The following is a 14,002-nucleotide window of genomic DNA, read 5'->3' as shown; positions in this document are numbered from 1 at the left end:
GGGCTTGCTCGCGAAGCAGGCACCTCGGTCTTTCAGGTGTGAGCCAACATGCATAACCCCTGCGCAATCATCCCGGTCTACAACCACGAAACCGCCATCACCACGGTGGTCGATGCGGTACTCGCCAGCGGCCTGCCGTGCATTCTGGTGGACGATGCCAGCAGCCCGGCCTGCGCAAAGGTGCTCGATCAACTGGCCCTGCGCGACAAGGTGTTCCTGATCCGACTCGGCGCCAACCAGGGCAAGGGTGGCGCGGTCATGACCGGGTTTCGCGAAGCCTCGCGCCTGGGCTTCAGCCATGCCTTGCAGGTGGACGCCGACGGCCAGCACGATCTGCAAGACGTCCGGACCTTCATCGAACTGTCACGCGCCCATCCCGAGGCGGTGATCTGCGGCTATCCGCGATACGACGCCAGCGTGCCGAAAGGTCGCTTGTACGCCCGTTACCTGACTCACGTCATGGTCTGGATCAACACCCTGTCGTTGCAGATTCGCGATTCCATGTGCGGCTTTCGCGTCTATCCGTTACCACCGACCCTGGCGCTGATCGATTCGGCGAAGATCGGCAAGCGCATGGACTTCGACTCGGACATTCTCGTGCGACTGGCCTGGCGCAATCTCCCCATGCAATGGCTGCAAACCAACGTCCATTACCCACTGGATGGCGTCTCGCATTTCCGCCTGTTCCACGACAACGTGCTGATTACGAGCATGCACACCCGGTTGTTCTTCGGCATGTTGCTGCGGGCGCCAGTGATCCTCTGGCGACGGTGGCGAGCATGAGCACAGACACGGAACACTGGGCTGACCGCCAGGAGCGCGGCAGCTTCTGGCTGATGAAGTTCACCGCGTTCTGCGCCAAAGTACTCGGGCGCAGGGTGTTGAGCCCGTTGCTATACGGCATCGTTCTGTACTTTTTCCTGTTCGGTCGCAGTGCCCGTCACAGCGCCTGGCAATACCAGCAGAGGCTCGCCGACTGGAGTGGTCGCAATGAATTGCGCCCGACCCATTGGCGAGTCTTCAGACAGTTCATGGCCTTCGCCGATTCCATGCTCGACAAGCTCGATGTATGGAACGGCAAGCTGAGCATCGAGCAGATCGAAATCATCGACCCGGCCTTGCTGCGCAATCAACTGCGCGGCACCCGCGGGCAGATGCTGGTGGGTGCGCATCTGGGCAACCTCGAGGTCTGCCGCGCGCTGGCCGAGATCGGCGAAAAAGTCACGATGAACGTGCTGGTGCACACCAAACACGCTGAGCAATTCAATCGCTTGCTCGGCGAAGCCGGCGCGACCAATTTGCGGCTGATTCAGGTCAGCGAGCTGGACCCGCTGATCATGCTGCAACTCCATGAACGTCTGGAGCGCGGCGAGTGGCTGGCGATTGCCGGCGATCGCGTGCCGCTGCACGGCGGGCGCAGCGTGACCGTGGACTTCCTCGGCCATCAAGCCGCGTTCCCTCAGGGGCCATGGTTGCTGGCCGGTCTGCTGAAATGCCCGATTAACTTGATGCTGTGCCTGAAGAAGCCGGAGGGCGACTATCGACTGACCCTCGAACCGTTCGCCGAGGCCGTGGTGTGGAAGCGCAGCGACCGCGAGCAGGTCATTCATCAGTGGGCCTCCCGCTATGCCGAACGCTTGGGTCACTATTGCCTTGAAGCGCCCCAACAATGGTTCAACTTTTACCCTTTCTGGAAGACCGATGACGACGCCAACGCTTGAGCCGGTAACCTTCGGCGAACTCCCTTTGCGCATCGAAGACGTGCTGGCCCTGGCCAACCGTCAGGTGCCGACGCAGTTGCAAAGCGACCCTGCGTACCGCGAGCGTATCGCCAAGGGTGCGCGATTCCTCGACTCCCTGCTGGACAAGGAAGGCGTGATTTATGGCGTGACCACCGGCTACGGTGATTCCTGCGTAGTCGCGGTGCCGCTGCATCACGTCGAGGCATTGCCCCGTCATCTGTACACGTTCCACGGCTGCGGCCTGGGCAAACTGCTCGACGCACAGGCCACTCGCGCGGTGCTGGCGGCACGTTTGCAGTCGCTGTGCCACGGCGTGTCCGGGGTGCGCGTGGAACTGTTGGAGCGCCTGCAAGCCTTCCTCGAACACGACATTCTGCCGCTGATTCCGGAAGAAGGTTCAGTGGGCGCCAGCGGTGATTTGACGCCGTTGTCTTACGTCGCCGCGACCTTGTCCGGCGAGCGTGAAGTGATGTTCCGTGGCGAACGCCGACAAGCCGCCGACGTGCACCGCGAACTGGGTTGGGAGCCGCTGGTTCTGCGCCCGAAAGAAGCGCTCGCGCTGATGAACGGCACCGCCGTCATGACCGGTCTTGCGTGCCTGGCCTACGCCCGCGCCGATTACCTGCTGCAACTGGCGACTCGCATCACCGCGCTGAACGTGGTCGCCCTGCAAGGCAACCCCGAGCACTTCGACGAGCGCCTGTTCGCCACCAAACCGCATCCGGGGCAAATGCAAGTTGCCGCGTGGCTGCGCAAGGATCTGGCGATCGACGCGCCGACCGCACCGCTGCATCGCCTGCAAGACCGTTATTCCCTGCGTTGTGCACCCCACGTCCTCGGCGTGCTGGCCGACAGCCTGAACTGGCTGCGCTCGTTCATCGAGATCGAGCTCAACAGCGCCAACGACAACCCGATCATCGACGCCGAAGCCGAACGCGTGCTGCACGGCGGGCACTTCTATGGTGGCCACATTGCGTTCGCCATGGACAGCCTGAAGAACCTGGTGGCCAACGTCGCCGACCTGCTCGACCGTCAACTCGCCTTGCTGGTGGACGAGCGTTACAACCACGGTTTGCCGAGCAACCTGTCCGGCGCCACCGCGGATCGCGCGATGCTCAACCACGGCTTCAAAGCCGTGCAGATCGGCACCAGTGCCTGGACCGCCGAAGCGCTGAAAAACACCATGCCAGCGAGCGTGTTCTCGCGCTCCACCGAGTGCCACAACCAGGACAAAGTGAGCATGGGCACCATCGCCGCCCGCGATGCGATCCGCGTGCTGGAGCTGACCGAACAGGTCGCCGCTGCCACCCTGTTGGCCGCCAACCAAGGCGTCTGGCTGCGCAGCAAGGCCGAGGATGCACGCCCATTACCGCCGGCCCTGGCCGCCATGCACGAAGAGTTGGCCAAGGACTTCCCGCCGGTCATCGAAGACCGCGCGCTGGAAGGTGAACTGCGCCTGTGCCTGAAGCGAATTGCCGAGCAACACTGGAGGCTGCATGCGTAGCAAGGGAGTGCTTCACACCGATACGGAAATCCTCGTGCCGTTCTTTGATGTCGATACCATGAACGTCGTCTGGCACGGCCATTACATCAAATACCTGGAAGTCGCCCGCTGCGCGCTGCTGGACAAGATCGGCCACAACTACACGGCCATGGTCGAGTCGGGCTACGCGTGGCCGGTGATCGATCTGCAACTGCGTTATGTGCGCGGCGCCGTGTTCGGCCAAAAGCTCAACGTGCGCGCCAATCTGGTGGAATGGGAGAACCGTCTGAAGATCAGCTACCTGATCAGCGATCTGGAAACCGGCGAACGCTTGACCCGCGCCAGTTCCGTGCAGGTCGCCGTCGACATGAGCAGCCGCGAAATGCAGCTGGCCTCACCCAAGGTCTTCACCGACGCTGTTGAAAGGATGCTCGCATGACCCCGTTCTTCAAATGCCTCGGCGCATTGGCGCTGCTTGGGTTGTCATCGATCGCTCAGGCATTCGATCTGCAACAGCTCAGCGATCAACTGGCAAAACCTGATGTGATCCACGGCAACTTCATCCAGGAAAAACACCTGCGCGCCCTGCCCCAGCCGCTGACCAGCAAGGGCACTTTCGTCCTCGCTAAAAACCACGGTTTGCTCTGGCTGCTGAAAACCCCGCTGCAACAGGATTACCGCATCAGCGACAAAGGCATTGCCCGGCGAGACGCCAACGGTTGGCAAATGCTGCCGAGCAAGAGTGCCGGCGCCGAGCAGAACCGTTTGTTCCTCGCCGTACTGCAAGGCGACAGCAGCGGGCTGCAACGGGATTTCGAGCTTTCACTGAACGGCGATGCGCAGAACTGGAAACTGACGCTGACCCCGCGCTCCATGCTGCTCAAGCAGGTGTTCACTCAGATCAACATCACCGGCGGCGAACTGGTGCACAGCATCGAGCTGCTCGAAACTCAGGGTGACAGCACCCTCTTGCGCATGCAGGACAGCACCAGCGCCCAACCGTTGAGCGATGCGGAGCAACATGACTTTGCCGAGTGAACGGAGTCTTCCGCGGCTATTTCTGATCCTGCTGCTGGCGGTGCTCGCGCTCGCCGGTTGGCAATGGCGTGACGGCGCCCCGCTGTCGGCCAACCTGATGGAACTGGTGCCGGGCACGGCGCCAGACGCGCTGGAACTGCGCGCAGAACAACGCATGCAAGAACCGCTGAACCGCGAAATGCTGGTGCTGGTCGGCCACACCGATCGCCAGCAAGCGGTCGCGATGGCGCAGAAACTGGGCGAGCAGTGGCAGGCCAGCGGCTTGTTCGAAAAGGTCCAGTGGAACCTGCAAGCCGACTTGCCGGCGCTGCGCACGCAATTGCTCAATGGCCGACTGGCGATGCTCTCAGCGGCTGACCGGCAGCAACTGATCGAGCACCCCGACGCCTTTATCCAGCAGCGAGTACAAGCGCTGTTCGACCCTTTCACCGGTTTCAGTCTGGTGCCGAGCCAGGATGACTGGCTGGGCCTGACCGGGCGCATCCAGAACAGCCAGCCGCAGCACGGTTCGGTGCAACTGGACATCGGCAGCGGTGCGCTGGTCGCCGATGCCGACGGCAAGAGTTGGGTGCTGCTGCGCTCGCGCACCACGGGCAATGCCTTCGACATGAACTTGCCGCTGCAAGTGGCCGACCTGCTCCAGCACAGCCGTGAAGAAGCCGCCCAGGCAAACGTTCAATTGCTTGCCGCCAGCGGCTTGCTCTATGCGGCCAGTGGGCAAAAGCAAGCCACCCGGGAGATGACCTGGGTCGGTGGTGGCGCCACGGTGGGCATTCTATTGCTGTTGCTGCTGGCCTTCCGGCGCTGGCGGGTGTTGCTGGCCTTCGTCCCGGTGCTGGTCGGCATGCTCTTCGGCGCGGTGGCCTGCGTGGCGCTGTTCGGCCATATGCATGTGATGACGCTGGTGCTCGGTTCGAGCCTGATCGGCGTGGCGGTCGATTACCCGCTGCATTACCTGTCCAAGAGCTGGAGCCTGAAACCCTGGCACAGTTGGCCGGCCCTGCGCCTGACGTTGCCAGGCCTAACGCTGAGCCTGATCACCAGTTGCATCGGTTACCTGGCCCTGGCCTGGACACCGTTCCCGGCGCTGACCCAGATTGCCGTGTTCTCTGCCGCCGGTCTGCTCGGCGCTTATTTGTCCGCCGTGTGCCTGCTGCCGGCACTGCTCAAGGGCACAGACCTGCGTCCAGCGCAGTGGCCGCTGCGGGTGTCCGAGTTTTTGCTGGGGCGCCGTGAAGCGTTGCTCAAACTCGCGAGCACGCCGGTGCTGCTGGCGCTGCTGATTGCCTTTTGTGTGGGCGGCCTGTTGCAGCTCGACACCAAAAACGACATTCGCCAGTGGGTCGGCGCACCGCAGCAACTGACTGACGAAGCACAAACCATTGCACGCATCACCGGCTATCAACCCACCAGCCAGTTCTTCCTGGTGCGCGCCGCCAATCAGCAGCAACTGCTGGAACGCCAAACCGCGCTGAACGAGCGGCTGGATCAGTTGGTCAACCTGGAAAAACTCCAGGGTTATCTGTCGCTCAATCAACTGGTCAGCCAACCCACCGAACAGCAGAAAGTTCGCGAGGCGCTGAACAAGTTGCCGCAGTTCTGGCAACCGCTGCTCGATGTCGGTGTACCGGCCGAGGCGCTGCAAGCAGAGCTAACGAAGTTGCAGGCACTGCCCACCGAAGACATCGACGCAGCGCTGCTCGGTCCGTTGGCGGAACCCTATCGCACGCTGTGGCTGGGACCGACCGATGACGGCGTAGCGGCGATGGTCAGTCTGCAAGGGTTGAACAACCCCTCTCTGCTGCGAGTCCAGGCATTGGATTTGCCGGGCGTAGAACTGGTGGATCGCCTCGGTGAATTGAACAAGGTGTTCGCCGACACCCAGATCAGTGCCGCAGAGCTGAAACTCGCTTCCTGTGCGCTGATCGTGCTGGTGCTGATCCTGCCGTTCGGCTTCGGCGGCGCGCTGCGGATCGTCGCCCTGCCGCTGCTGGCCGCGCTGTGCAGCCTGGCCAGTCTCGGCTGGCTGGGGCAACCACTGACGCTGTTCAGCCTGTTCGGCCTGCTGCTGGTGACGGCCATCAGCGTCGATTACGCGATCCTCATGCGCGAGCAGGTCGGCGGCGCTGCCGTGAGCCTGCTGGGCACCTTGCTGGCGGCGCTGACCACCTGGCTGTCGTTCGGTTTGCTGGCGGTGTCCAGCACGCCGGCGGTGAGCAACTTTGGTCTGTCGGTGAGCCTGGGCCTGGCGTTCAGCTTCATCCTTGCGCCGTGGGCCGGACGCCAGGTTCACGCCGCCCCGGTCACAGAGTCGGCAACATGATGATCGCCGTGTTCTGGGTCATGGCCCTGGCGCTATTCGCCGTGGCCACCCGTGTCGGTCGTCACTTCGGCGTGATCCCGATCGTCAGCCAGTTGCTGCTGGCCACCTTCGGCCTGCCGCTGCTGATGTACTTCTGGATCGAACCCCAGTGGCAATTGAGCGGCGCCGCAATGGTCGCCCCGGCCTGGCTGAAAAACCTCTACAGCCTGGGCTTTGCCTTGTTGCTGGGGCACATTCTCAGTGACGTGATCGACCTGCGACTCGACCGTCAGAGCCTGAAAATCGCCCTGCCGAGTTTCTGTATTCCGTTTGCCTGCGGCCTCGCGACTGCAGTGTGGCTGTTACCGCCGCAACCCTGGATCAGTTCGCTGGCGGTCGGCCTGCTGTTCGCTATCACGGCGATTCCGGTGTTGTATCTGTACCTGCGGCACATCAAATACCCGCCTGCCGCCACCCGGCGACTGGTGCAGACCGCCATCCTCATCGACCTCACCTGCTGGACCCTGTTCGCTATCGCCCAAGGCAGCCTGCACCTGAGCAGCCTCTTGCTGCCGCTGGCCGGCGCCTGCCTGCCGTTGCTGCTGCGTCTGCTCCGCTTGCGCCAACCGTTGCTGCACAGCGGTTGCTTCTTCGCACTGCTGGTCGTGGCGGAACACTTCAAGCTCAATGCGCTGATTTTCGGCATCGGTTACCTGCTGTGGATGGCCGCGCTCAAAGTGCCGCTGGTGCTGCCGTTGCCGGTGATCTGGATGAGTCACTTGCAGACGTATATCGCGATCCCGCTGATCCTCACGTTCGGCATCGTGCAAATCAACGTCCACGCGGCCATGGCCAGCCTCGGCTGGGTGCAACTGGCGGCACTGCTGCTGTTCCCGATTGCCAGCAAACTGCTGGGCAACTGGCTGGGACTCGGCTGGGCCGGCGCCTCGTTTGAAGGCGCCAGTCGCTGGCGGGAAAGTGTCTTGCTGAATATTCGTGGCTTGAGCGAGATCGTCTTTCTCAACCTGCTGCTGCAACAACAACTCATCAGCCCGGCGCTGTACTTCGCGCTGATGGTGATGGGCCTGCTCGCGACACTGCTGCCGGCACTCGCCGGTATGCACCGAACCCCTCTGAACATCGCCGTCCCGGCAAGGAGCCCCCGTGCCAACAGTTGAAATGGAACATCGCCAGGTCGTGGTTATCGGTGCAGGTCCGTCGGGCGCCATCGCCGCCGCGCTGCTCAAGCGCAAAGGTCATGACGTATTGATGATCGAACGCCAGCATTTCCCAAGGTTTTCCATCGGTGAAAGCCTGCTGTCCCACTGCCTGGATTTCGTCGAAGAAGCCGGGATGCTCGAGGCGGTGAACGCCGCCGGATTCCAGATGAAAAACGGTGCGGCATTCGCTTGGGGCGAGCAATACAGCGCCTTTGATTTCGGCGAGACGTTCAGCAACGGCAAGCCGACCACCTTCCAGGTCCAGCGTGCCGATTTCGACAAGCTGCTGGCCGATCAGGCCGCGCTGCAAGGCGTCGACGTTCGTTACGGCGAAGCCATCGTCAGCGTCGATTTCAGCCTGCCAAAACCGCAGCTCGATGTGCTTCGCGAAGACGGCAGCCAGTACCGCGTCGAAGCCGATTTCGTGCTGGATGCCAGCGGCTACGGCCGTGTGCTGCCGCGCTTGCTCGACCTTGAAGCACCGTCGGATTTCCCGGTGCGCCAGGCCGTGTTCACCCACGTCGAAGACCACATCGACAGCCCGACCTTCGAGCGGGAAAAAATCCTCATCACCACCCATCCGATCCACCGCGATATCTGGTTCTGGACCATCCCGTTCAGCAACGGCCGTTGCTCGGTGGGCGTGGTCGCGGCAGCCGAACACTTCGAAGGCCGCATGGAGAACCTGGACGAGTGCCTGCGTGGGTTTATCGCTGAAACCCCAAGCCTGGCCGGTGTGTTGAACAACGCCGTGTGGGATACGCCTGCTCGAACCATTGGCGGCTACTCGGCCAACGTCAAAACCCTCCACGGACCAGGCTTTGCCCTGCTCGGCAACGCGGCGGAATTTCTCGACCCGGTGTTCTCCTCCGGCGTGACCATCGCCATGCGCTCGGCGAGCATGGCCGCCGGGGTTCTGCATCGCCAACTGCAAGGCGAAAGTGTCGATTGGCAGACTGAGTTCGCCATCCCGCTCAAGCGCGGCGTCGACACGTTCCGTTGCTACGTCGAAGGCTGGTACGCCGGGACGTTCCAGGACGTGATTTATCACGTGGGCGGCTCGCCCGATATTCGCCGCATGATCAGCTCGATTCTGGCCGGGTATGCCTGGGACGAGCGCAATCCGTTCGTTGCCGAACCCAAACGCCGGCTGCGGATGCTCTCGGAGCTCTGTGCAAAGGACGCCACATGAGCTACTTGAGCGACACTTACGTCGAAGAAACCCGCTTTGGTCTCTGGTTCCTGCGCAGCCACACCTGGCAGCACCATGTTCTGCGAGTGGCAATCAGCGATTTGCGTAGCCTGTTCAGCGAAACACCGCCGAGCAACCCAGTGCTGCTGGATGCCGGTTGTGGTCAGGGCAAGTCGTTCCAATACCTGCGTCAGACCTTTGCCCCCCAGCGCCTGATCGGTCTGGACGCTGACCCTCACAGCCTGAAGCTGGCCGGCGAAGAAGCCGTCCGTCAGGGCATGGCCGTTGAGTTGACCGGCAGCGACTGCGCGAGTATCAACGTCCCGGACGCCAGCGTCGATCTGCTGTTCTGTCACCAGACTTTCCACCATCTGGTGCAGCAGGAACAGGCACTGGCCGAGTTCTACCGCGTGCTCAAGCCCGGTGGCTATCTGCTGTTCGCCGAATCCACCGAGGCTTACATTGATACCTGGGTGATCCGCTGGTTGTTCCGTCATCCGATGCACGTGCAAAAGAGCGCCGCCGGGTATCTGGACATGATTCGCCAGCAGGGTTTCGAACTCGGCCCGCAAAACGTGTCTTATCCATACTTGTGGTGGAGCCGCGCCAAGGATTTCGGCCTGTTTGAACGCTTGGGTCTGCGCCGGCCGAAGCCCTTCGGCCAACGGGAAGAAACCCTGGTCAATGTGGTCGCGCGCAAACCCCTTGAAGGTGCTGTTTGATGTTTACTCACGCTAAACCCTGTGGGAGCGGGCTTGCTCGCGAAAGCGGTGTGTCAGTCAACAATAGTGTTGGATGTGCCGACGCATTCGCGAGCAAGCCCGCTCCCACAGGGACTGCAAACATTCTGCGATTTCTGCTACTTGGCGCAGTTCTGTTGCTGAGCGCCTGCGCCAGCCGGGCGCCGCTGCCCGAGCAAACCCCGAACCTGTCGTTGCCACTGCAATTGCACATCCAGCGCCTGGTGGCCGACCAACGTCAGGACTGGGTGCTGGTGATCCAGCGTGAAGGCCCTGGCATTCGCTGGTCGATGATGGACTTGCTGGGCATTCCCCAGGCACGCCAGAAACTGGTCGATGGCGAGTGGCAGGCTGATGGTCTGCTGCCGCCTAATCCGGAAGCGCGAGAACTGTTCGCCGCGCTGCTGTTTGCGCTGACCCCCAAAGATGAACTGTCGGGCAACTACCCCGCCGCGTGGCAGCATGGCTCGCAACGGTCCTTGCCAGCGCACTGGGAAGTCCGCTACTCACAACCCATGAGCTTTGAATTGAACCTGCCCAAAGGCCCGAAATATCAAGTCACGCCACTCAGCGGGGACACGCCATGACGGCCTACCTGAATGCCCTCGGGGTGATCTGCGCCCTGGGCCGTGACAAGTCCGAAGTCACCCGCAACCTGTTTGCCGGTGACTGTTCGGGCATGCGCAATGAGGCCGGCTGGGTGGCGGAACGGTCATTGCCCGTGGCCGCGGTCCGCGGCGAACTGGCGCCGATCCCGGCTGAGCTTGCGCCGCAAGACACCCGTAATAATCAATTGCTGCTGGAAGCCGCGCTGCAAATTCGCGAAGACATCGACCAGGCGATCCAGACCTACGGCCGCGACCGCATCGGTATCGTTCTGGGCACCAGCACCTCGGGCATCGACGAAGCCAGTCGCGGCCTGGCCCATTACATCCGTGAGCATCAGTTCCCGGCCGATTACGACTACCAGCAACAGGAACTCGGCGCGCCGGCGAACTTCCTCGCCGACTGGCTGCAACTGAGCGGACCGGCGTATGTGATTTCCACGGCCTGCACCTCCAGCGCCCGGGCGTTGATGAGTGCTCAGCGACTGTTGGACCTGGGCATTTGCGACGCGGTGCTGTGCGGCGGTGTCGACAGCCTGTGCAAGTTGACCCTCAATGGGTTCTCGGCGCTGGAAGCGGTGTCCGGGCAACGCTGCAACCCGTTTTCGGTGAACCGTAACGGCATCAACATTGGTGAAGCAGCGGTGCTGTTTTTGATGAGCAAAAATGTCGGCGACAGCCAGCCGATTGCCCTGCTCGGCAGTGGCGCCAGCTCCGATGCACATCACATTTCCGCACCGGAACCCAGCGGCCGCGGCGCCCTGCAAGCGATGCGCAAAGCCTTGAACCGAGCAGAATTGCAGCCGCAACAGATCGATTACCTGAACCTGCACGGCACCGCCACTCAACACAACGACGCCATGGAAAGCCTGGCGGTGGCGACGTTGTTCCCGGCGGGGGTGCCTTGTTCGTCGACCAAACCCATGACCGGCCACACCCTCGGGGCGGCCGGCGCTCTGGAAGCGGCGTTCTGCTGGTTGAGCCTGAGTGCAGGCAATCGCGAGCACGCCCTGCCGCCTCACGTCTGGGACGGCCAACCGGATCCCCAATTGCCAGCCCTGAATTGGGTGACCCCGGCCAATCGCCTGACGTCCATTGCACCTCGCTATCTGATGAGCAACTCCTTTGCCTTCGGTGGCAACAACGTCAGCCTGATTATCGGAGACGCCCCATGATTGACTGGCCGATCGCCGAACTGCTGCCGCACGCTGGCGACATGATCTTCATCGAGCAGATCCTGTCGTTCGATGACGAGCAGATTTACACCCGCCTCACGGTCAAACCCGATGGCCTGTTCAACCGCCCGGACGGCAGCCTGCCGGCCTGGGTCGGCATCGAACTGATGGCCCAGAGCGTCGCCGCCTACGCCGGTTGTCATGCACGCCAGCGTGGCGATGCGGTGGAGCTGGGGTTTCTGCTCGGCACCCGCAAATTCGAATGCAACGTCGAGCACTTCCCCGCCGGCACCGAGCTGACCATCCATGGCATCCGCTCGCTGGAAGACGACAACGGCATGGGCGTGTTCGAATGCCACATCACCGCCCCCGGCATTCACGCCACTGCTCGTCTGAACGTGTTCCGTCCGCCTCAGGCCGCTCAATACCTTCATGAAACCCAAGGAACCCAGCCATGACTGAATCCGTACTGATCACCGGTTCCAGCCGTGGCATCGGCCGTGCTATCGCTTTGCGTCTGGCCCAGGCCGGGCATGACATCGTGCTGCATTGCCGCAGTGGCCTGGCGGACGCTGAAGCCGTGAAGGCCGAAATCGAAGCCTTGGGGCGCAACGTGCGCATTCTGCAATTCGACGTGTCCGATCGCGCCAACTGCAAAGCCATTCTCGAAGCCGACGTGGAAACCCACGGCGCCTATTACGGTGTGGTGCTGAACGCCGGCCTGACGCGCGACGGTGCTTTTCCGGCCTTGAGCGAGGATGATTGGGATGTGGTGATGCGCACCAACCTCGACGGTTTCTACAACGTGCTGCACCCGGTGATGATGCCGATGATTCGTCGTCGCGCCGCCGGACGGATTGTTTGCATCACCTCGGTTTCCGGGTTGATCGGCAACCGTGGCCAGGTCAACTACAGCGCCTCCAAGGCCGGTTTGATCGGCGCGGCGAAGGCGTTGGCGATCGAGTTGGGCAAGCGCAAAATTACCGTTAACTGTGTCGCACCCGGCTTGATCGACACCGCGATGCTCGATGAAAACGTGCCGGTGGAAGAAATGATGAAAATGATCCCCGCACAACGCATGGGCACCCCGGAAGAGGTGGCCAGCGCGGTGAATTTCCTGATGTCGGCGGAAGCGTCCTACATCACCCGGCAGGTTCTGGCCGTTAACGGAGGCCTGTGCTGATGAAGCGCGTCGTCGTCACCGGCATGGCCGGCATCACCTCACTGGGCAGCGATTGGGACACCATCGTCGGCAACTTCGCGGCCAACCGCAGCGGTATCCGCCGGATGGACGAGTGGGACCGCTTCACCGAACTCAACACACGCCTGGCAGGGCCGATCGACGACTTCAAAGTGCCGAGCCACTGGACCCGCAAGCAATTGCGCAGCATGGGCCGCGTCTCGCGCCTGGCGGTCGGCGCGGCAGAACAGGCATTGGCCGATGCCGGGCTGTTGGGTGACCCGTCGATCAAGGACGGGCGCATGGGCGTTTCCTGCGGCTCATCCACCGGCAGCACCGACGAGATCAAGGCGTTCGGCAACATGCTGCTCAACTCGGTGGCCGAGGGCCTGAACGCCAACTCTTATGTGCGCATGATGCCGCACACCACGGCGGCGAATATCAGCATCTTCTTCGGCCTCACCGGCCGGCTGATCCCGACCTCCAGCGCTTGCACCAGCGGCAGTCAGGGCATCGGTTATGCCTACGAGTCGGTCAAGTTTGGTCGCCTGCCACTGATGCTCGCCGGCGGCGCCGAAGAACTGTGCCCGACCGAAGCGATGGTCTTCGATGCGCTCTACGCCACCAGCCTGAAAAACGATGCGCCGCAGACTTCCCCGCGCCCGTACGACAGCGGCCGCGATGGCCTGGTGATCGGTGAAGGCAGCGGCATGCTGGTGCTCGAAGAACTCGAACACGCATTGGCTCGCGGTGCGCACATCCATGCCGAACTCGTCGGTTTCGGCAGCAACGCCGACGGCCAGCACGCCACCCGCCCAGAGCAGGTCACCATGCGCCGGGCCATGGAGCTGGCGCTGGAAGACGCCGGGTTACAGCCTTCGGACATCGGCTACGTGAATGGTCATGGCACCGCGACTGAACAGGGCGACATTGCCGAAACACTGGCAACGAGCGCGTTGTTCGGCGAGCACATGCCGATCAGCTCGCAGAAGAGTTTCCTCGGTCACACCCTCGGAGCCTGCGGCGCGCTGGAATCCTGGTTCAGCATCGAAATGATGAACCGCGACCTGTACGTCCACACCCTCAACCTCGACGACGTCGACCCAAACTGCGGCAAGCTCGATTACCTGCGCGGTGAGTTCCGGCAGATGAGCAACCAGTACGTGATGAACAATAATTTTGCGTTTGGTGGCGTTAATACTTCGCTGATCTTTCGGCGCTGGTCGTAACAGGGAAGTAGGTGATTGATCCTTCCCACGCAGGAGCGGGGGAAGGATCAGTCAATCCCATCTACACTCGCTGAATCAGACCGCATGCACCCAGCC

At 62.3% G+C, this 14,002-nt stretch carries 14 protein-coding genes; all 14 read left to right on the top strand.

Features of this window, described 5'->3' with window-relative positions:
• Positions 1 to 48: 48 nt before the first annotated feature.
• The 14 genes from ACYZTZ_RS30230 to ACYZTZ_RS30165 all read left to right on the top strand — a co-directional run bounded on the left by ACYZTZ_RS30230 (position 49) and on the right by ACYZTZ_RS30165 (position 13,906).
• On the top strand, positions 49 to 783 hold the full coding sequence (locus tag ACYZTZ_RS30230) for a glycosyltransferase family 2 protein (protein WP_462000544.1): 735 nt from the start codon (positions 49 to 51) through the stop codon (positions 781 to 783).
• Entirely contained in the window at positions 780 to 1,721 is a 942-nt protein-coding gene (locus ACYZTZ_RS30225; RefSeq protein ID WP_462000543.1) for an LpxL/LpxP family acyltransferase, read from the top strand. Before ACYZTZ_RS30230 ends, ACYZTZ_RS30225 begins: the two co-directional genes overlap by 4 nt.
• Positions 1,702 to 3,246, top strand: coding sequence for an HAL/PAL/TAL family ammonia-lyase (locus ACYZTZ_RS30220; RefSeq protein ID WP_283189705.1), 1,545 nt, complete (start codon positions 1,702 to 1,704; stop codon positions 3,244 to 3,246). The genes ACYZTZ_RS30225 and ACYZTZ_RS30220 overlap by 20 nt, the downstream gene beginning before the upstream one ends.
• Positions 3,239 to 3,664 (top strand): acyl-CoA thioesterase, encoded by a 426-nt coding sequence (locus tag ACYZTZ_RS30215; RefSeq protein ID WP_033055401.1) that lies wholly within the window; start codon positions 3,239 to 3,241, stop codon positions 3,662 to 3,664. The genes ACYZTZ_RS30220 and ACYZTZ_RS30215 overlap by 8 nt, the downstream gene beginning before the upstream one ends.
• A complete protein-coding gene (locus ACYZTZ_RS30210; protein ID WP_462000542.1) occupies positions 3,661 to 4,263 on the top strand; it encodes an outer membrane lipoprotein carrier protein LolA in 603 nt (200 codons plus the stop codon). The genes ACYZTZ_RS30215 and ACYZTZ_RS30210 overlap by 4 nt, the downstream gene beginning before the upstream one ends.
• A complete protein-coding gene (locus ACYZTZ_RS30205; protein WP_462000541.1) occupies positions 4,247 to 6,586 on the top strand; it encodes an MMPL family transporter in 2,340 nt (779 codons plus the stop codon). Before ACYZTZ_RS30210 ends, ACYZTZ_RS30205 begins: the two co-directional genes overlap by 17 nt.
• Positions 6,583 to 7,743, top strand: coding sequence for a cation:proton antiporter (locus tag ACYZTZ_RS30200; protein WP_462000540.1), 1,161 nt, complete (start codon positions 6,583 to 6,585; stop codon positions 7,741 to 7,743). Before ACYZTZ_RS30205 ends, ACYZTZ_RS30200 begins: the two co-directional genes overlap by 4 nt.
• On the top strand, positions 7,730 to 8,977 hold the full coding sequence (locus ACYZTZ_RS30195) for an NAD(P)/FAD-dependent oxidoreductase (protein ID WP_462000539.1): 1,248 nt from the start codon (positions 7,730 to 7,732) through the stop codon (positions 8,975 to 8,977). The genes ACYZTZ_RS30200 and ACYZTZ_RS30195 overlap by 14 nt, the downstream gene beginning before the upstream one ends.
• Positions 8,974 to 9,699, top strand: coding sequence for a class I SAM-dependent methyltransferase (locus ACYZTZ_RS30190; protein WP_056741210.1), 726 nt, complete (start codon positions 8,974 to 8,976; stop codon positions 9,697 to 9,699). The genes ACYZTZ_RS30195 and ACYZTZ_RS30190 overlap by 4 nt, the downstream gene beginning before the upstream one ends.
• A gap of 122 nt (positions 9,700 to 9,821) precedes the next feature.
• Positions 9,822 to 10,304, top strand: a complete 483-nt coding sequence (locus tag ACYZTZ_RS30185; protein ID WP_056741245.1) for a hypothetical protein — start codon at positions 9,822 to 9,824, stop codon at positions 10,302 to 10,304.
• Positions 10,301 to 11,497: a beta-ketoacyl-[acyl-carrier-protein] synthase family protein gene (locus ACYZTZ_RS30180; protein ID WP_462000538.1), complete on the top strand. Its 1,197-nt coding sequence runs from the start codon at positions 10,301 to 10,303 to the stop codon at positions 11,495 to 11,497. Before ACYZTZ_RS30185 ends, ACYZTZ_RS30180 begins: the two co-directional genes overlap by 4 nt.
• Positions 11,494 to 11,955 carry a hotdog family protein gene (locus tag ACYZTZ_RS30175; protein WP_008149597.1) on the top strand — a complete coding sequence of 154 codons (462 nt, stop codon included), beginning with the start codon at positions 11,494 to 11,496 and terminating at the stop codon, positions 11,953 to 11,955. Before ACYZTZ_RS30180 ends, ACYZTZ_RS30175 begins: the two co-directional genes overlap by 4 nt.
• Positions 11,952 to 12,680, top strand: a complete 729-nt coding sequence (gene fabG / locus ACYZTZ_RS30170) for a 3-oxoacyl-ACP reductase FabG (RefSeq protein WP_046045628.1) — start codon at positions 11,952 to 11,954, stop codon at positions 12,678 to 12,680. The genes ACYZTZ_RS30175 and fabG overlap by 4 nt, the downstream gene beginning before the upstream one ends.
• Positions 12,680 to 13,906, top strand: coding sequence for a beta-ketoacyl-ACP synthase (locus tag ACYZTZ_RS30165; protein ID WP_462000537.1), 1,227 nt, complete (start codon positions 12,680 to 12,682; stop codon positions 13,904 to 13,906). The genes fabG and ACYZTZ_RS30165 overlap by 1 nt, the downstream gene beginning before the upstream one ends.
• The last annotated feature ends 96 nt before the right edge of the window (positions 13,907 to 14,002 follow it).

This window comes from Pseudomonas sp. LB3P58, from assembly GCF_054897895.1.
Note: the sequence above shows the minus strand (reverse complement) of the source record. Positions and strands in the feature narration are given on the sequence as shown.